Annotated in this window: 18 protein-coding genes; 15 read left to right on the top strand and 3 right to left on the bottom strand. The window is 44.0% G+C overall.

Annotated elements, in window-relative coordinates; all coding sequences use genetic code 11:
* The first annotated feature begins 11 nt into the window (after positions 1-11).
* From SLH55_RS15785 to nhaC, 10 genes are all read left to right on the top strand, one after another.
* Complete coding sequence (locus SLH55_RS15785; protein ID WP_320323935.1) at positions 12-1,220, top strand: ABC transporter permease; 1,209 nt, start codon at positions 12-14, stop codon at positions 1,218-1,220.
* A 13-nt stretch (positions 1,221-1,233) separates the two neighbouring features.
* Positions 1,234-2,391 carry an ABC transporter permease gene (locus tag SLH55_RS15780; RefSeq protein WP_320323934.1) on the top strand — a complete coding sequence of 386 codons (1,158 nt, stop codon included), beginning with the start codon at positions 1,234-1,236 and terminating at the stop codon, positions 2,389-2,391.
* Between the two features lie 391 nt (positions 2,392-2,782).
* Entirely contained in the window at positions 2,783-3,298 is a 516-nt protein-coding gene (locus SLH55_RS15775) for a hypothetical protein (protein ID WP_320323933.1), read from the top strand.
* Positions 3,299-3,607: 309 nt separating this feature from the next.
* The gene (locus SLH55_RS15770) at positions 3,608-4,219 is read left to right on the top strand and encodes a CPBP family intramembrane glutamic endopeptidase (RefSeq protein ID WP_320323932.1); all 612 of its coding nucleotides are present in this window, start codon (positions 3,608-3,610) and stop codon (positions 4,217-4,219) included.
* 132 nt (positions 4,220-4,351) lie between these two features.
* A complete protein-coding gene (locus SLH55_RS15765) occupies positions 4,352-6,268 on the top strand; it encodes a S9 family peptidase (protein ID WP_320323931.1) in 1,917 nt (638 codons plus the stop codon).
* Positions 6,265-7,077 carry a sugar nucleotide-binding protein gene (locus SLH55_RS15760; RefSeq protein WP_320323930.1) on the top strand — a complete coding sequence of 271 codons (813 nt, stop codon included), beginning with the start codon at positions 6,265-6,267 and terminating at the stop codon, positions 7,075-7,077. The genes SLH55_RS15765 and SLH55_RS15760 overlap by 4 nt, the downstream gene beginning before the upstream one ends.
* Positions 7,078-7,107: 30 nt before the next feature.
* Positions 7,108-7,635 (top strand): ATP-binding protein, encoded by a 528-nt coding sequence (locus SLH55_RS15755; RefSeq protein WP_320323929.1) that lies wholly within the window; start codon positions 7,108-7,110, stop codon positions 7,633-7,635.
* 39 nt (positions 7,636-7,674) lie between these two features.
* Positions 7,675-8,160 carry a peptide ABC transporter substrate-binding protein gene (locus tag SLH55_RS15750; protein ID WP_320323928.1) on the top strand — a complete coding sequence of 162 codons (486 nt, stop codon included), beginning with the start codon at positions 7,675-7,677 and terminating at the stop codon, positions 8,158-8,160.
* 108 nt (positions 8,161-8,268) lie between these two features.
* Positions 8,269-9,363 carry an amidohydrolase gene (locus tag SLH55_RS15745; protein WP_320323927.1) on the top strand — a complete coding sequence of 365 codons (1,095 nt, stop codon included), beginning with the start codon at positions 8,269-8,271 and terminating at the stop codon, positions 9,361-9,363.
* A 129-nt stretch (positions 9,364-9,492) separates the two neighbouring features.
* The gene (nhaC, locus tag SLH55_RS15740; RefSeq protein WP_320323926.1) at positions 9,493-10,911 is read left to right on the top strand and encodes a Na+/H+ antiporter NhaC; all 1,419 of its coding nucleotides are present in this window, start codon (positions 9,493-9,495) and stop codon (positions 10,909-10,911) included.
* A 5-nt stretch (positions 10,912-10,916) separates the two neighbouring features.
* Here nhaC and SLH55_RS15735 read toward each other — a convergent pair whose 3' ends face one another.
* A complete protein-coding gene (locus SLH55_RS15735) occupies positions 10,917-12,182 on the bottom strand; it encodes a transcriptional regulator (protein WP_320323925.1) in 1,266 nt (421 codons plus the stop codon).
* An 88-nt stretch (positions 12,183-12,270) separates the two neighbouring features.
* Here SLH55_RS15735 and SLH55_RS15730 point away from each other — a divergent pair, with 88 nt between their 5' ends.
* The 4 genes from SLH55_RS15730 to SLH55_RS15715 all read left to right on the top strand — a co-directional run bounded on the left by SLH55_RS15730 (position 12,271) and on the right by SLH55_RS15715 (position 15,329).
* The gene (locus tag SLH55_RS15730) at positions 12,271-13,380 is read left to right on the top strand and encodes a dipeptide epimerase (protein ID WP_320323924.1); all 1,110 of its coding nucleotides are present in this window, start codon (positions 12,271-12,273) and stop codon (positions 13,378-13,380) included.
* Between the two features lie 13 nt (positions 13,381-13,393).
* A complete protein-coding gene (locus tag SLH55_RS15725; protein WP_320323923.1) occupies positions 13,394-14,092 on the top strand; it encodes a GNAT family N-acetyltransferase in 699 nt (232 codons plus the stop codon).
* A 210-nt stretch (positions 14,093-14,302) separates the two neighbouring features.
* Complete coding sequence (locus SLH55_RS15720) at positions 14,303-14,785, top strand: hypothetical protein (protein WP_320323922.1); 483 nt, start codon at positions 14,303-14,305, stop codon at positions 14,783-14,785.
* Positions 14,778-15,329, top strand: coding sequence for a hypothetical protein (locus SLH55_RS15715; RefSeq protein ID WP_320323921.1), 552 nt, complete (start codon positions 14,778-14,780; stop codon positions 15,327-15,329). The genes SLH55_RS15720 and SLH55_RS15715 overlap by 8 nt, the downstream gene beginning before the upstream one ends.
* Before the next feature lie 16 nt (positions 15,330-15,345).
* On the opposite strand, the gene SLH55_RS15710 is transcribed toward SLH55_RS15715, so the two are convergent.
* Positions 15,346-16,272, bottom strand: coding sequence for a DMT family transporter (locus tag SLH55_RS15710; protein WP_320323920.1), 927 nt, complete (start codon positions 16,270-16,272; stop codon positions 15,346-15,348).
* A 212-nt stretch (positions 16,273-16,484) separates the two neighbouring features.
* Between SLH55_RS15710 and SLH55_RS15705 the strand changes: the two genes are divergently transcribed.
* Positions 16,485-16,964 carry an Lrp/AsnC family transcriptional regulator gene (locus tag SLH55_RS15705; protein ID WP_219166552.1) on the top strand — a complete coding sequence of 160 codons (480 nt, stop codon included), beginning with the start codon at positions 16,485-16,487 and terminating at the stop codon, positions 16,962-16,964.
* A 146-nt stretch (positions 16,965-17,110) separates the two neighbouring features.
* Here the strand turns inward: SLH55_RS15705 and SLH55_RS15700 are convergent, their stop codons facing one another.
* Positions 17,111-17,575 (bottom strand): GNAT family N-acetyltransferase, encoded by a 465-nt coding sequence (locus tag SLH55_RS15700; RefSeq protein ID WP_320323919.1) that lies wholly within the window; start codon positions 17,573-17,575, stop codon positions 17,111-17,113.
* Between the last annotated feature and the right edge of the window lie 299 nt (positions 17,576-17,874).

The following is a 17,874-nucleotide window of genomic DNA, read 5'->3' as shown; positions in this document are numbered from 1 at the left end:
AGGAGAAAGAGATGAGCATGTTCACCATTGCACGGAAAGATATCAAGATCCGCCTCAAGGATCGCAAGTCCTTTATCACGCTATTACTCATGCCAATTATCCTGACAGCCATCCTCGGATCTGCCTTAAGCGGTGTGTTCAATGAGAACGGATCGCTCCCTGACCTGTCCGCGGGTGTCGTAGCAAACTCACAGGATGAACTGACAGACCAATTCCTTCAGGACACCCTGCAGGGAAAAGAATTGAAAGAAAGCATTACCGTTAAGAAGTTCTCTTCAGAACCCGACTTGAAAAAAGCCATTGAGGATGGAAAAGTGGATGCCGGTCTTGTATTCCCTGACCGTTGGGGAGAGGGGTTATTAAAAGGGGAGAATGAGCCGGTTAAAATGTTTAAAGACCCCGGTAAAGACATCCAGTTCTCCATCCTGTCCACGGTCACCGAATTCTTCACCAACCGGGTGACAACCGTATCGGCGGCCACAAGGACAGTAGGAAAGGAGCTGGCCGTACCGGTTTCCAATCAGAATGTCGATCTTGAGGGTACCATGAAGGACCTATCAGGAAAATTAACTGCGATCGCCGATTCAAAGGCAGGCGGAATCACCTCAAAAAAAGACGGGAAGGAACCCTTATCAGGCATGCAGTACTACGCAGCCGCCATGGGAGCCATGTTCATCCTTTTCAACACCACCATGGGAGCAAAAACGATCATTCAGGAGCGGAACACAGACACATTGGCGAGACTCATGATCAGTCCCATCCGCCACTCATCCATCATAGGAGGGAAATTCCTCGGGACCCTTTCGTTCACCGTCCTTCAGTTCACGGTGTTTGTGATTGCCACCCACTTTTTATTCGGAGTCAACTGGGGCAGTGATGTTGCACAGCTCGTTCTTCTGGGCATCGCTTACTCCATTTCGGTTTCAGGCCTTGCGATGTTGCTTGCCGGTTTCATGACCGAAGAAAAGACCGTCGACTCCATCGGGGGAATTGGCGTTCAGGTTCTCGCACTGCTTGGAGGTTCGATGATCCCATTGGCTTCTTTTCCAGAGGCTATGCAGCAATTCGCGGGTATCGCGCCGAATAAATGGGCCCTCGGCGGATTACTAGACATTATGAACGGAACATCCTGGGACACACTCACACTTCCAGTCACAGTACTAGTACTGATCGGCCTTGCCTCATTGTGGATCGGTTCACTGAAATTAAAGCTTAGATAAGGAGAGAAATCGAATGAGGAAAATCATCAGCATCGCTAGCTTTGAGATTAAACGACTCTTTCAGAAGCGCAGGACACTTCTGCTTTTGTTCGGAATGCCTTTATTATTCACCTTCATCTTCGGCGGGGCCGTTACCGGAAATGGGGAGTATAAGCCGGAGATTTTTGTGGTCGACGGGGATCAGTCCAATTTGTCACAGCAATGGATCAACGATATGAAAGCATCTGACGCTTTCGCTTTTAAAATGGGGAGTGCAAAGTCCGTTGCTGAACAATTTGATAACCAGGAAATAACGGGGTACATCTCTGTGGAAAAAGGGTTTGAAGATAAACTCCAAAGCGAGGAAACACCAGAAGTCGTCTTTGTATCCGCTCCTTCCTTTGAAGGGGCAGCACTAGTCGAACAACTCATCAATGATAGCCTCGTAAAACTGAAGATCAGTACAGCGGCCGCGGGATTTTATCAAGATGCTACGGGAGAGAGTTCTAGCGCTATCCAAGAGAAAATCTCAGATGAATTGAATACTCTACCGACAGTAGTTGAAACCGTCTCAGTCACCAACAATGAAGACCTCCAAACGATGAATAACCTGACCGCCCGCTCAGCCGGTTTCACCATCATGTTCGTCATGATCGCCATGCTATCGAGTACCGGAATTCTCCTCGAAGCACGCCAAACCGGCGTATGGTACCGGATGATGTCCACACCTGCCACTAAGGTCGAACTATTATGCGGATACATGCTGGCCTTCTTTCTCATCGGCTGGATCCAGTTCGGAATCTTAATGACACTGTCAGAGAAAATCTTTCACATCGAATGGGGTAATCCGTTTGCCAACATGATTCTCGTTTCAAGCCTGCTCCTTTGCACGATCGGACTCGGCCTCTTCATCGCCGGTTTCGTCAAAACGTCAGAACAGCAATCGGTCTTCGGGAACCTGATCATCATCTCCACCTGCATGCTTGCCGGTGTTTACTGGCCGGTTGAAATTATGCCGGACGCCATCCAGAACGTTGCGAAATTCCTTCCGCAGTATTGGGGGATGGAGGGGTTTGCTGAGTTGACGGTGAGAGGCGGCGGAATCATAGACATCATAACACCGGTTGGGATCCTGCTTGGGTTTGGGGCTGTGTTTTTATTGGTGGGGTTGAGGAGGGTAAGGTTTGAATAACATTGAATGGAGGCTTTACACGAGTACATAAATGCTCGTGTAAAGCCTCGTATATTAGTGCTCTTGTTTTTCCAATTTACTAGGAAGATGTCAACAAAGATTAACAATCTTTCCAGGACCAGGGTTGCTTCAAATGATTACTCAAATAGGAGAGCAGAATATTTAGAAGTTATACGCACATACAAGGAAATCCCTAAAGAATGGCACATTCGTTAGGGATATTTTTTAGTATTTGCTACTCGGGTTTTCATAAAGAAGAGTAAAACGGATAGGTCAAGTGCCGAAGCATAATCGATTCTATCAAATACTATATATTATGGGGATATACGGCATGAAAGCTTATACTGCTGTCATTATTCTCAAAGCTTAAGTAGGAAGGAGGAATTTAATGATGGATAAGAGATGCAATAAACGACAATGTGAGCATATTTGTTCGGCATTTAGGGCGATTTCAGAAGATTCCCAGAGTGTAGCGGGTTTTACAGGACAGAAGCTAGAATTTCCGGTGGTGGTCTTTGATTTAAACAAGGAGTATGATCAAGAAAATTCTCTATTTATCCCTAAACAAGATGGAGTGTATGTGATTACGGCATCTACATTATTTTTCCCTGGAGAGGATGTTGCTCCTCAGGACTTTGTTGTCAACCTTACCATCAATGTAAATGATGAGGTTGCTCTCGCAGGACAGAACAGTCTTCCTCAAGGTTTGTTTTCTTTCGATGGTCTAGGGACGACGGTAACCGGAATCCTTCAGCTGAAGAAGTGTGACAAAGTGGAAGTATCTGCTAATCCGACCATAAATGGAGCGGTATTCCCGAAGTCATATTTTACACATTTTGAAGCAGCAAGAGTGTCGTCACCGCTATATTCCCCCCGTTCACACAGAAGACCCCACTCATCTCGATAAACTTTCTAAATCTAAAATCGTATGATGGAAATCACTCTATCCTAAATATGAATTGAATGGAAAAAGAAAAGGCCAAAATGGTCTTTTTTTTGAGGTGAAAGTGAGTAATTATTATTTAGATATGGATAAGTACAAAAGAATTTGTATGCGTGATTTAAGCGAGTAGAATTCAACAAGAATGGGGATAAAGTGTGCCCCGCCCTTTCTATTCAAATAAAGAAGTGATTTCTAAATATTTCCTTATTATGTGATAAACTATATTTATATGTCTTGAAATTCAAGGTAGGGGAATCGGAGGAGGAACGGCCGGTGTTTAAGAAAACAGTCATGCTTTTAACCATATTCTTCATTGCTTTTGGATTGGAAAACGTAAAGCTGCCGGATGATGTTTACTTTATCCAGGGTATCCCCAGGACATTGATGTTTAAGTTGGAAAATCGACTTTTCGTCCTCACCTTTTTTATCATACTTTTACTGATCTACAGAAGAAAATACCACCATGTATTCAGCTTGGATGTACTGAAGGACAGGAAGATGTACGTGTGGGTCATCATCACCTTGATGTGCGTGACTTTCTTGAAACAGGCTTCAATAGGCTTCGAGGATACGTTTGGACTGATACGATTGCCTCAGCTCTCTACCTTTCATCTGTTTTTTCTATTACTCAATGTTTGCCTCATTGTTCCGATCCAAGAGGAACTTCTGTATAGAGGTCTTTTGATCATCGTTCCCTCCAAGCGATGGAAGGTGGTCATGTTGATCTCATCATCCATCACTTTTGCCCTCCTGCATACGTATCCACTGCAAATCATCTGGTTAGGGCTCGGCTTGGGAGTTCTTGCACTTAGATTTAATAATCTTTGGGTACCAATCATAGCCCACTCGCTCTGGAATCTGCTCGTTACATATATCAATCTATAAAAATGACATGAGGTGCCGCTATTCTTCAAATTAGGAAATATAGATTACCGAGCTAAAGGGAGTGTTGATTCATGAAGGGATCTATGCTCTTTTTGTTGAAGTTTACACTAAGAAAAGCTAAGGGGTTTAAACATGAATAGCACTATAGAAAACTATCCAACCATTAAAGAACTACTCTCACTACCAATCACCTCAAACACCACCATAAGTGAAGGCGGCCACTACACAGCTTTCATCAAACAAACACCCGACTGGCAAGACAATATATATCGGCATCACATATGGATCTATGAAAAAGGTAAGGATCAATGTTCGTTAATCGGCGAAGGGACAGCCCCATCTTGGTCTCCAGATTCCAGACAAATCGCTTACCTTCGATCAATTGATGAGAAAAATCAAATCTTTGTTCAGTCATTGAATGGCTCTGTCGGTGTTCAGGTAACGAATGACAGAGAAGGAGTCAGCCACTTCAAATGGGATCCTTCGGGGAAAGGTTTTTATTATGTTGCCCAGTCAGAAGAATCGGAGATCATCAAGAAACGAAGGGTAACGTATGGAGACTTCCATTACAGGGGTAAGGAATACCGAAATCACTGTTTGTATTACAAAGACATAAACCATCCCAGTCAAAAAGCGCGGACTCTAACGGATAGTCAGGCATTTCATATCCTTGAATTTGATATTTCAAACGATGGGAAAAAGATTATTCTATTGACTACGCCAAGCCCTGATCCAGAAGATATTTTTTATCGAAACCTATACATACTCCATGTCGAAAATGGCGAGCTGCAACAGCTGAAGATTGATAGGCTGCTGGGAGGGAGCGCCTGCTTTTCTTTCGACGGCACCCAAATCTGTTACACAGCAGGCATAGAGGAAAAGGATTACTATAAAACTCATATACAGGACAATACGTTGGAGATCTATAATCTGAAAACGGGGGAGTTCACCAGACCTCTGACCAATTTCGATAGTACAATAATGCCGATACGTTGGACGTCTAAAGGGATCTTTATCACGTGGCAGGAAAAAACGAACTATCGTATCGGGTTGTTATCTGAAAGTGGCTTAGTGCTGATGGATAAAGAAGATGGCTTTGTAAAGGATGCCTCGATCTCAAGGGATGGAAATCATCTTTCTTTTTGTAAAGCCGTACCAAATGAAACCTTTGAAGTCTACTTAAATGATCAAAAACTCACTGAGGAAAATCACATTTTCAAAGAAAAGCGTAAGAGTCACAGGCAAGTCTTCTCATGGAAAAGCACGGATGATCTTGAAATAGAAGGGATTTTAACAACTCCTGCAGACTTTGATTCAAATAAAAAATACCCATTACTGGTACTTATCCATGGCGGTCCGAATTGGGCCTCCTTCCCCATCCATTCCGGCTGCTTTAATGAAAAATACCCTGTTGAGCCATTTGTGGAAAAAGGATTTATCATCTTGGAACCGAACTACAGAGGAAGCTCAGGATATGGCAATGACTTTTTAAAAGCAAACTACCGAAACGTTGGGCTCGGTGACTACGAGGATGTGATCTCCGGAGTGGATGCACTTGTTGAAAAGGGGATCGCAGATAAAGAGCGGGTTGGGGTGATGGGCTGGAGTCAGGGAGGATTTATTTCAGCTTTCTGCTCGATCTACAGCGATCGGTTTAAGGCGGCTTCCGTCGGTGGAGCCATAACGAATTGGAGAAATCATTATGTAAATACCGATATACCTTACTTCATTCGGATGCATTTAGGCGATACGCCTTGGAATGACCCGGAGGTGTATGCCAAGACTTCACCCATGAACTATATTCAATCAGCCTGCACTCCCACCTTGATTCAACACGGCGACATGGATGCACGGGTTCCGATTTCGAATGCTTATGAGCTATACCAGGGGTTAAAGGATATGGACGTGGAGACAGAATTCGTTATGTTCAAAGGGATGGCCTATAGCCCTGACCAGCCGGGGATGAACGTTGCAATAATGAAACAGAATTTGATGTGGTTTTCACATTATATTCTTGGAGAAAGCAACAACGGGAGGGATTCAATATGAAGAAGCTGTTACTCTTAGGTGCAAGCGGATTAGTAGGGAAAGCATTGGTGAAGGAGTGTGGAGATTCCTTTGATGTGTATGGGACCTATGCAACGCGACCACTTGATTTACCAGGGGACAAGCAATATCAATTAGACATCAGTGATAAGGAAAAGATGAAGGGGGTCATCCAAGACATCAAGCCCCATGTAATCATCTCATGTCTACGTGGTGACTTCGATCAACAGCTAGAATTTCACAGGGAACTGGCAAAGGAAATCGAACATACAGAAAGCACACTCTACTACTTTTCCACGGCCAATGTGTTCGATGGGGACTTCACGAGGCATCATGCAGAAGAAGATAAACCTAACGCTGCATCTCCCTATGGCAAGTTCAAGGTAGAGTGTGAAAACTTGTTGCAGGAATTATTACAGGAACGGGCCGTCACGATACGCATTCCACAAATATGGGGCAGGAATTCTCCGAGACTGGATCAGATCAAAAGTGGGATTAAAGAAGGCTCGATGGATGTATACAGCAATTTGGAGTGTAATCATCTCACGGATGAATGGTTGGCAAAACAATTGAAATACATCATTTTGCATGAACGTAAGGGGATTTTTCACTTGGGTGCGGTGGACATGATGACACAGGCTCAATTCGTCGAGGAATTAGTTGGATGTCTTACGAATAAAGATATTACGTTTCATGATTGTTTGCTTGAAGATAAACCGGAGACATTTTATTTCGGGCTGAAGAGCATTCGAAAGGATCTTCCGGAGCATTTGGTGAAGACGAATAGGGAATTCATAAGGGATTTATTGTAGTCAGTTTATGTTCAAATAGGGGGCTAACCATTGTTTGATACGTTTAATTTTGGCCTGATTTATCGTGAACGAAATGATGTAACTCCTTTAGTGGTCATGATGTGTGGTGTGGCGGGTTCCGGTAAAACGACTTTTTCAAAAATAATAGAGCAGGAAGGTTTTGTGCGCCTTTCAATTGATGAAGAAATATGGGCAACGAATGGCCGTTGGGGGATTGATTTCCCAATGGAAAAGTTTGAAGAATACAGAAAAGAAGCAGAAGGGAAATTACGTAATCGTCTAATAGAGTTAATTCACGATAAACAACAGGTGGTCATTGACTTTAGTTTCTGGGATCGGATAAGAAGAGACCAATATAAGAAACTGATCGAAGATTCCGGTGGTAAATGGAAACTTGTTTATTTAAACGTTCAACATCAGGATTTACGTGAACGACTTACATTACGAAATCAGCGTTTTGATGCAAATTCCTTTCCTATTTCCGAAGAGCTTTTAACATCATATCTGAAGGGTTTCGAAATACCTCAAGGAGAAGGGGAAATCGTAATAGATAACTAGAATGAAAAGATGGTAAGTCACAGAAAAGGGGGGATTCATTTGAAAGTGAGATTGTTCCCACTAGTATTGATCTTTACCATTCTACTTACTGCTTGTAGCGGCGGAGAAAATCCCAAGGATCACCTGGGCGAAATATACATCCTTGCAATGGATGCTCTCATGGAAGAGGATAAAGCGTTGAACAGTGATATGACATTCATTGCCATTGATATGAGTGATCTTGATGGCGTGGACGAGGAACAGAAAATAACAATTTTACGCCATTTCAAGGATCAATATAAGGTGGAGACCATGAATGCCACGATGGTTGAACTGGAGAGGAAAGGGTATTACGACCCCGACACAAATGCGTTGGAGGGTGTACTTCTTCAGATAGAGAAGGTGGATTTCACATTAAATGATCATGTATTGATTGAAGGCACTAAATTCAAGTCGGGAAAAGGGGCAATTGGTTTAAGGATGGAAGTAGAGCATGAAGATGGAGAATGGAAATTAAAGGAGTCGGAGTTAAGCGGGATAAGCTAAAGTAGGTGTGAATCTCCGTTATTCTTCTCAAGCCGGATTTGAACAGAAGCAGGATTTCCATTCTCCATCTGAGAATACATAATGAAAAGGCATGGAAGGAGCATAAATATGAATGTGGAGAAACAAATTTTAGAATGGTTCACTCATTTCCACGCTCACCCGGAAGTGAGCTGGAAGGAAGTTGAAACGACGAATACGATTGCGGGGATCCTCGATGAATTGAATGTGAGCTACAGGAGATTTTCTGATGTGACAGGTTTGATTGCTGAGATAGGAGAAGGGAAGGAAGTGACGGCTGTTCGCGCGGATATCGATGCCCTATGGCAAGAGGTGAACGGGGTGATGAAGGCAAATCATTCCTGTGGTCATGATGCCAATATGTCAATGGTTCTCGGGGCGCTTCTTTATTGCCTTCAGGATCCTCCGAAAGATAAGCGGATCCGCTTCATTTTTCAACCTGCAGAGGAGAAGGGGAATGGATCGCTGACCATGATTGAGAAAGGGGCTCTTGATGATGTCCGTTATTTATTCGGGGTTCATCTGAGGCCGAAGGAAGAATTGGATCATGGTTCTTTTTCACCCTCGGTTCATCATGGGGCAGGGATTTACATGGAAGGGAAAATCAAAGGAATTGATGCCCATGGTGCAAGACCCCATCAGGGGAAGAATAGCATCGATGTGTTGATGGCCATCCATTCCTTTTTAAAAACGATCTATTTGTCTCCGTTTGAATCGTATTCTGCGAAACTGACAAAGCTCGCTGCAGGAGGGGAGAATCTAAACATCATTCCCGGAAATGCGGAGTTTGCCATCGATGTGCGTGCCCAGAAGAATGAGGTGATGGAAGAAATTCAGCGCCGTCTGAATGATGGGGTCGAAGCCATTGCCAAGCTGTACGGAGTCACGATTGAGTATGAGTGGACAGACTATACACCCGGGGCGGAAGTGTCGAAAGATGCCGAGTCCATCGCGAGAGAAGTAATTACATCCATCGCGGGTGAAGAAACATTGGCACCTCCGGTCATTACATCGGGCAGTGATGATTTTCATTTCTACACGATCAAGCATCCGGAAGTGAAGGCGGCGATGATCGGGGTTGGGGCGGATTTGACTCCCGGGCTGCATCATCCGGACATGACATTCAATGTTTCAGCGCTGAATCAAGCGGCAAAAATACTAGCGGAGACATTAAAGAAGGCATAAAGCTGATTGTGAACGGTACCAAAAACGGATTGACGACTTCGGCTTCTGCCCTTATGATACTCATATAGCGACTATTTAACGACAATTAGGAATAGTCAAAAAACAAAGGGGTATCAAGGGGGAATTTGGATGAAGAAAGAAATGTCGTTTTGGCTGGCAATCATACCATTGCTTGTCATGATTACTGTAATGGCCATTACCATTGTCGTATTGGAGCAGGGGCCGCACATTCCTCTGATCATCGGCACAGTCACGGCTGCACTTGTGGCCTGGTTTGCGGGGTACAAGTGGAAGGATATAGAGGAGGCGATGTATAAGGGGATCCGTCTTGCTCTACCTGCCGTCATCATCATTATGCTGGTGGGATTGACAATCGGAGCGTGGATCGGCGGTGGAATCGTGGCGACGATGATCTATTATGGTCTGAAGATGATCACACCTTCGCTTTTCCTTTTATCGATTAGCGTCATCTGTGCCGTTGTGTCGCTGGCAATCGGAAGTTCCTGGTCAACGATGGGGACTATCGGTGTTGCGGGCATGGGAATCGGCATTAGTATGGGGATTCCGGCTCCGATGATTGCGGGGGCCATTATCTCCGGGGCTTATTTCGGTGATAAGATGTCGCCGCTGTCAGATACAACGAACCTGGCTTCGGGGCTGACCAACACGGATCTTTTTGTACATATCCGCCATATGCTTTACACGACCATTCCAGGATTTGTAATTGCCCTGGCTGTATATGCATATTTAGGAAGGAACTTTGGAAAAAGCGGGGTCAATACGGAGGACATCGAAAAAACGATCGGTGTTCTGCAGGATAGCTTTATCCTGTCACCATTTTTACTGATCGTTCCGCTGCTTGTCATTGTGCTCGTTGCGAAGAAAGTGCCTGCCATCCCGGCTCTTATCGTGGGGATTATTCTTGGGTTTGGAGCTCAGGTATTCATTCAGCATGATTCGTTTGCGGATGCTGTGTCTGCTCTTCAAAGCGGTTACGTGATCGAAACGGGCAATACGATGGTGGATGATCTGTTTTCTCGTGGAGGTCTCGATTCCATGATGTACACGGTCTCCATGACGATCGTAGCGATGACCTTCGGGGGGATCCTTGAGCACACAGGCATGCTTCAAGCCATCGTCAACCAGATCCTTAAGGTGACAAAAACAGCGAAAGGCTTGGTTGCTTCCACTGTAGTGTCTTGTTTTGCCACAAATGCATCATGCTCTGAGCAGTATATTTCAGTTGTGGTGCCTTCAAGGATGTATGCGAATGCCTACAAGGAAAAAGGGCTGCATTCAAAGAATCTGTCCCGTGCCCTTGAAGATGGAGGGACGTTGACATCCGTCTTTATCCCATGGAATACATGCGGCGTCTTTATTTTAGGAACGCTCGGCGTCCATGCATTTGAGTATGCTCCATATGCGGTGTTGAATTTCATCGTGCCGATCATTTCCATCATCTATGCCTTCACTGGCTTCAGTATCACCAAACTGACTGAAACCGAAATGAAGGCAATGGAGCAGGAGGATGCCACCCTTTCCTCCTGAACCGGTCAATGGATGGGGAAGGTCAGTTCATAAACCGCACGTGGCCTTCCTTGTGCATAGGTCATTTCTTCTCCAATGATCTTGGCCGAACCGTTGTCCACCAGTTTCTTCAAGATCCGTTCCGTGGAGCGCCGTGTGATTTGCATATAGTCAGAAAGCTCTGCTGCTGTAAAATCACGGGCCGAACGGGATTTGTGGAATTGAACGAGTTTGGATAAGTTCGCTGGACTTAACTTTAATTGTTTGGCAAGGGACAGCATGTCGGGAGTATCATTCTTCAGATGCTGTTTCTTGCTTTTATCAGGATAAGGTCCAGATAACTCTTTTTCTTCATTTAGGATAAAGGCGCAGCCATCAGCATCAACCTTTTGGGCAAATGCCAACGCGGTCTGTGCGTTAGCTTCTGCCTCCGCTGCCGTGGGACCGTATCCGAAGCCTCCAAGCACGGGGTGTTCAAGCTGAAACAGGGAATGGAAGTCGGTGCTTTCCATGAAATGTTCAATGCTTCCCCTGTTGCTGTAGATCGTGTAGGAAGCATCGTCCTCATTTTTTTGAAGGGTCCCGTTCATCAAGCGGCTAAGCTCATGAAGAAGTTCAAGTTCACCATCCCATTCTTGAAAGGAAAGACGGGCAGCAGCGATCGTGGCCGCTTTTCGTTTCGCAAGAAGGGATTGGGCATGAGCTTCATGAATGGTCCGTATAAGTGACTTGGCAGGGTCGATCATTCTCATGCAAGGGATGTGCAATTCGACAAGCCGGTCATAAACAGCATGGATGCTCGTTAAGGCCATATCTGTTTGACCACCATGAAATAATTGCCGGTGGAAATCTGTAAAGTCATCGATGTGAAAGTGGTGGGGCAGGCGCTCTTTATAATCCATCGCATATCGTGGCGGATTCTTGAGGTGTAAGTCTGACTGGGCGTGATCGATGAAAGAAAGATCCATTAAGTCGATGGACACGCGGTCCGGTTCAATCCCATGATGGTGAAGGATATAAAGCAGTGATGTCACAAGGGCCGTTTCATCCTGTTCCAGGTAAAGGACCGGGACGGATAGTGTGCTGCATTCTTGTTTGGAAAAAAAGTAAGGCAGTGCTCCGGAAAACAATACGGCATCACAAGGTGTCAGGTTTTTAATATGCAAGCTTGCTTCCTGGGGCTCAACGTAAATATAGGGGACCAGTTCAATATTGTTCAAGTTATAAGGAATGGACGTTTCGACACGTTGTATGAACTCCCTGGACCCGATCAGGGCGATTTTCGTTTTCATGACAATCTCCTCTCTGAATTAACGACTATATAACGACATTATACCAATAAGAAATGAAATTTGGTAAATTTTAAAGGAGTGCTTAGATATGATCATCAAAAAAATCAATCTGTATGCCATTCGATTACCACTGAAACAGCCTTTTATCATCAGTTACCATACCTATGAGGATATGCCTTCAATCATTTTGGAAATGGAGACGGACGAAGGAATCATTGGATACGGTGAAGCGGTGGCGGATGAACATGTGACAGGGGAAACGTGGGAAAGCACATTTCAGGTACTTCAGCACACCCTAGCACCGAAACTGATAGGGGAGAATCCGTTTCATATTGAAAAAATCCATGAGCTGATGGATCAAGCCATTTACAATGCCCCTACGGCCAAGGCGGCCATCGATATTGCTTGCTATGATGTCATCGGAAAAAAAGTGAGTCAACCCGTTTATCAGCTGCTCGGCGGCCGGTATCATGACGAATTCCAGATCACCCATGTCCTGAGCATAACAGACCCGGATACGATGGCAAAAGAAGCAGCCGGTATGATCGAGAAAGGTTTTGAATCGTTTAAAATGAAGGTTGGAACCGATGTCTACCAGGACATTAAACGAATACGGAAGGTCAGGGAACGTGTCGGATTGGACGTGCCGATCCGGGTGGATGTGAATCAGGGCTGGAAGAACAGCAGTCAGACGTTGAAGGCTCTGCGGCATCTTCAAGCCCTGAACATTGATTGGCTGGAGCAGCCCGTTTTGGCAGATGATGTAGATGGGATGGTCCGGATTAAATCGAAGACAGATATCCCCCTTATGATCGATGAAGGGCTGAAAGGCGTACGTGACATGCGTGAAATCATCGGGAAGCAGGCAGCGGATAAAGTGAACATTAAATTGATGAAGAGCGGAGGGATCTATCCGGCAGTGAAACTTGCCCACATGGCTGAGATGGCAGGGATGGAATGCCAGGTCGGTTCGATGGTCGAATCCTCGATCGCGTCAGCAGCCGGCTTCCATGTGGCTTTTTCCAAAAGGGTCATCACTAGTGTAGAATTGACGGGACCGATTAAGTTTTCGAAGGACATCGGAGATCTGCATTATGACATCCCATTTATCCGACTGTCGGACAAAGCGGGCCTCGGTGTTAACGTAGATAAAGATATTCTGGAAGAGTTGACTGAGTTTAAGAGTATCGTAGAGTAAGGAGCATAGAATCATGGATAATCTATTTGAAGGGTTTATTGACAGTGAATCATACACTGTTCGTTTGTTAAGTAAAGAGGATATAAGTCAAGTACAGCAGCTGCAGGGGATTGTAGTGGAGACATTAACAGAAAAAAAGAACCTGCAGCCCCTGACGTATGAGGAATTGGATTATATCTTAACCGGAAACGGACTGATGATCGGAGCCTTTACAGAGATGGGATTAATCGCATTCAGAGCATTATTGATCCCGCCTATTGACGAAGAGCATCTGGGGCTGGATGTTGGACTCGAGGCAGAAGAACTGGCACAGGTCATCTATCAGGAAATTTCGAACGTACACCCGGATTACAGAGGCAACCGCCTTCAGCAAACACTGGCCCATTTGATCATGCAAGAGCAGGCGAAGCTGGATCAAGGGTTCACCTATGTGGCGTGCACCGTCGCTCCCTTTAATATTCCCAGTTTAAAAGATAAGTTCAAGCAGGGAATGGAAATTGCTGCCCTTAAGATCAAGTACGTCGATCAATTGCGCTATGTATTCATTAAGCGCCTTGACGGAGAGGGAAGCGGTGGCGAGATTTCAGAGATTGCCAGAGTTCCGATGGGGGATGTCGAGGGACAGCAGGCGTTATTGGATGAAGGCTGGCGCGGGATTTCGATGGAGGAAGATGATGGTGGGTATAGGGTGTTGTATGTAAGAAGGAGTTAGTTCAGTAATAAACTGAAACGAATTTGGCGTCCTAAAGGGCGCTATTTTGTTTGGAGGAACCGGTTTGAATTCAGATAGATTCGTTTCGATCTGGAACATCCGATTTATTGCCCCTTGCCGTCATAGTCGATGCAAGGGGCTTTTTGTTTTTGTCGGTTGAGTATGATTTCGGGAAAATGGGAACGCTGACTCATAAAGGGGTGAAAGAAGATGTTGCTACTATTCACGGCTTTATTTTCACTTATGTTGCTTTTATCTGCAAAAGGGTTATTGAAACGGCTGGGGACGACTGAGACAGTGGTATGCACATTGTTTAACTCCTTTTTATGCCAACATATCAATTTTAAGATTTTTTCTGCATATGATCGGCTTTCCATTAAAGAGGAGTGGATTCCGAGAATCGTGAGCAATCTTCATTTTGGTCTACTATTGCCTCTTTTGTTAACGTGGGTGGTTTATTTGTTCTGTTCTGGGATTCCAACGATATACAGGTTGGCCATTGCCATGTGCTGGGTTGGGATTGATGTAGTAGGGAAATATGTATTATTAAAAGAAGGAACGTTACTATCCGGAGCTTCGGGCTGGTATCCGATCATCGATGTGAGCATTTCTGTTGGAATTGTTCTGTTGGCATTTATCTTTATGAATCGTTTTTCCTCTATTTTGAGGAAGGAGATCGGTTTTATTGAATAATATACTAAATCTGTTAGAGCCTCTTTTACCCAAAACGTTTGATCAAAATGAGATTTTTGTATTGTTGATCATGGTCTTGTGCATTTGTATCTTCGTTATTGTGCATCATTTGGATCCGCAATTACTGCAAACTAAAATAATCGCATTATTTGTTTTTAATATACTATTTTCCACCGTTGGGGATCGTATGCTGGCTGAACCACCACTGGATTTGTATGACACACTTGATTATGGCCATGGAGAACTATTTGATTCTGTATTACAGATTCTCGTATATCCTATCCCCGTCATTCTGTATATTCACTTCTATCAGAAATATAATCCCAACAAAATCGTCTCTATAGTTTTATACGCTTTTGTCCTTGTGTTACTTGAATGGACTTCGGAGAAATTCTTCAATGTCTTTCAATATAAGGAGTGGAAGATTGTGTATTCTTATGGATTCTATTGTTTTGTATTGGCACTTAACTTGTTGTTTGCGGGATTGATAAAGAGGCTTATAGGAAGAGAGCAATCTAAAAAAAGAAGCAGTGCCAATTCATAACTGGCTCTGCTTCTTTTTATGAAGTCTTTACAGGCTCGTTGGACAGGGCGCCTGATGGAACTTTCCTCAACATCCGAGGCTTCGTCTTCCATAACGAAAACAACACACATCCCGCCAGAACAATCATACTCCCAACAGCCTGAAGACTATTCATCTTTTCTCCTAAAAAGAAGAACGCCAACAAAGCTGTGAACACAGGATTAAAGTTCAAGAACAACCCTGATATACTAGGCCCGAGCCTATTCACCCCGACATTCCAAAGCACCATGCAGACAACCGTGGAAATAACACCGGTATACAGGATTGACTGCACGAAGGAAGCATCGACATTGGTCACACGGAAATCATGAAGATTGAAAGGCAGCAGGATAAGAAGTCCGAACACTCCTGAATAAAGAATCGACATCATTGGAGTGACGCTTTTCATCGCCCACTTGCTGCAAACGGAATAGAAACCCCACATGACAACGGCAGCGAGCATATACAAATCCCCATCATTAAACTGCATGGAATAAATCATTTCCATGTTTCCTTTCGACAGGACAAGGAGCACGCCAAAGAGTGATAAGAACATGGATGACAGTTGAAAGGCGTTCATCTTTTCCTTCAGAAAAATAAAAGAAATTCCTGCGATTGAAAACATATTTAACGTGGAAATCAGTCCAACATTGGTGGCAGAGGTCTTCTCAAGTGCCATGAATTGAAGTGCCTGAAAGAGGGCCACCCCTGTCAGCCCCATTAAACATAATGGCAGAATGGATCGTACGGGTGGAACGAGCTTCTTTTCCTTCCACCAAACAATCGGGAACAGGCAGACGATGGCGATGGCCCATCTTAATATCGTCAACGTTCCCGGGGATGCATGCTCTACAAGCGTTTTCCCTACGATGAAATTGCCTCCCCAGAGAAGACTGGTCAGTAACAATAGATAATGATATTTCACGTCATTTTAGCCCCTTTTCACAGAGCCACTGTGCACAATGACATTTACTATAAGAATAATTTTAACATTTTATCCGATTTACAAAAGAACATATTGTATAATGATGATAAAACGAAATAATTGAAAGTCTGATAGATTGTTAGATTATTAAAATTCATTTATGTATCATTTTATAAGTGGTTTTTGGAACAATTGAAAAGGGTGGTTGAATCATGGAATCGATTGTAAGCAGGGTCTTGGACCAAATGGATCTTCAGCTTTTGGATTTGCTGCAAAAGGACGGGCAGTTGAGCAATCTTGAATTATCAAAAAGAGTCAATTTATCGGCACCGGCTGTTCATGCACGAATCAAGCGGCTCGAGACGGAAGGATATATCAAGAAACAGGTAGCCATCCTGAACCATGAAAAACTGGGATTTGACTTACTATGCTTCGTGTTTATGAGTACGAATGAGCACCGGACAGAAAAGCTTGAAGCAGTGGAAGGGACGCTCGAATCGATGGAGGAAGTCCTGGAATGTCATTGTTTGACCGGGGAATATGATTATCTTCTGAAAGTGGCATGTAAGGATCGGAAGGGATTGGAGCTTTTTATCAGAAGGTTGAATGAGATGGGGATCACGAAGATTCAGACAAGTTTGGCTTTAAGGGAGATTAAGGATTCGACGGTGCTGCCGATAGTGGGGGAGTGAGTGGAGTTAAATCCCATAATTTAGAAACTTAAATTTGTTAGGCTTTTAATTGAAGGAAGAGAACATGAGTTAGCGGGGACTCTAGTAAAGTAGGATGAACGATGATTAGGCAATGGTTGTGGTGAAAACCATTGCTCATCCATTAATCAAAAGGAGACTCTGTTCTTCTTTCTCATCCACACCCATCTACTATTAAAAGACAATCGCAGACTGGGATCTTCCACAAATTCAGCTCCCTTATAGCATTGAATTGCTTGTAGATTTCCAGGCTTTATTCTCATATACACCCATTCATAAGGATAATCTTTGCATAATTCAAGAAGTTCTTGAATCAATCGCTTACCTATGCCTTTATTTCGTAAAGAAGGTGCAACAACCAAATGGGCAAGTTCCAGATCTTCTTCTTCCGCGTCCACCCATATCTCCCCATAGGCAACGGCTTTTGAGTCATCTTCAAATATATATCCGAATTGATCATGTGCTTCGTACCAGCTATGGAACATATCCGGTGAATAGGTTTGCCTACCAGTGACAAGCATACAGTCCTCTGGATGGTTTAACCATTCTTTAAGAACAGGTTCATCTTCTTGTGTTACCTTTCGTATGTTCATGGTATCTACTCCTACTGTCTGAATTATCTACTAATTATATCAGAAGGGAAAATGAAAAAGGAGTCGTGAGGGAATTGTACATGTAGAAAAGAGGGGGAAGCCGTTTTGATTACTCATTTTGCTGATTCCAGCATCTTGGTTCGGTTGGGAGATCAGGTTAAGCACGAGAGCTGATCAATAGACGGAAAAATTCCGCTTAATTTGTCATTACTATTAAAAAACGCTGAAATAGACGGAAATATTCCGCCTATCAACTCAAAAAATACAAATGTGGGTGGTTATTCTGGGCTTAAGCGGAA

Origin of the sequence: Rossellomorea sp. YZS02 (genome assembly GCF_033963925.1) — a bacterium.
GTDB lineage: Bacteria > Bacillota > Bacilli > Bacillales > Bacillaceae_B > Rossellomorea.
This window is presented reverse-complemented; position numbering and strand designations above follow the sequence as displayed.

Excerpts from the sequence above, each read along its gene's own strand:
- SLH55_RS15785 (WP_320323935.1), top strand. The coding sequence starts at position 12 with ATGAGCATGTTCACCATTGCACGGAAAGATATCAAGATCCGCCTCAAG.
- SLH55_RS15780 (WP_320323934.1), top strand. The coding sequence starts at position 1,234 with ATGAGGAAAATCATCAGCATCGCTAGCTTTGAGATTAAACGACTCTTT.
- SLH55_RS15775 (WP_320323933.1), top strand. The coding sequence starts at position 2,783 with ATGGATAAGAGATGCAATAAACGACAATGTGAGCATATTTGTTCGGCA.
- SLH55_RS15765 (WP_320323931.1), top strand. The coding sequence starts at position 4,352 with ATGAATAGCACTATAGAAAACTATCCAACCATTAAAGAACTACTCTCA.
- SLH55_RS15760 (WP_320323930.1), top strand. The coding sequence starts at position 6,265 with ATGAAGAAGCTGTTACTCTTAGGTGCAAGCGGATTAGTAGGGAAAGCA.
- SLH55_RS15745 (WP_320323927.1), top strand. The coding sequence starts at position 8,269 with ATGAATGTGGAGAAACAAATTTTAGAATGGTTCACTCATTTCCACGCT.
- nhaC (WP_320323926.1), top strand. The coding sequence starts at position 9,493 with ATGAAGAAAGAAATGTCGTTTTGGCTGGCAATCATACCATTGCTTGTC.
- SLH55_RS15735 (WP_320323925.1), bottom strand. The coding sequence starts at position 12,182 with ATGAAAACGAAAATCGCCCTGATCGGGTCCAGGGAGTTCATACAACGT.
- SLH55_RS15730 (WP_320323924.1), top strand. The coding sequence starts at position 12,271 with ATGATCATCAAAAAAATCAATCTGTATGCCATTCGATTACCACTGAAA.
- SLH55_RS15725 (WP_320323923.1), top strand. The coding sequence starts at position 13,394 with ATGGATAATCTATTTGAAGGGTTTATTGACAGTGAATCATACACTGTT.
- SLH55_RS15720 (WP_320323922.1), top strand. The coding sequence starts at position 14,303 with ATGTTGCTACTATTCACGGCTTTATTTTCACTTATGTTGCTTTTATCT.
- SLH55_RS15705 (WP_219166552.1), top strand. The coding sequence starts at position 16,485 with ATGGAATCGATTGTAAGCAGGGTCTTGGACCAAATGGATCTTCAGCTT.
- SLH55_RS15700 (WP_320323919.1), bottom strand. The coding sequence starts at position 17,575 with ATGAACATACGAAAGGTAACACAAGAAGATGAACCTGTTCTTAAAGAA.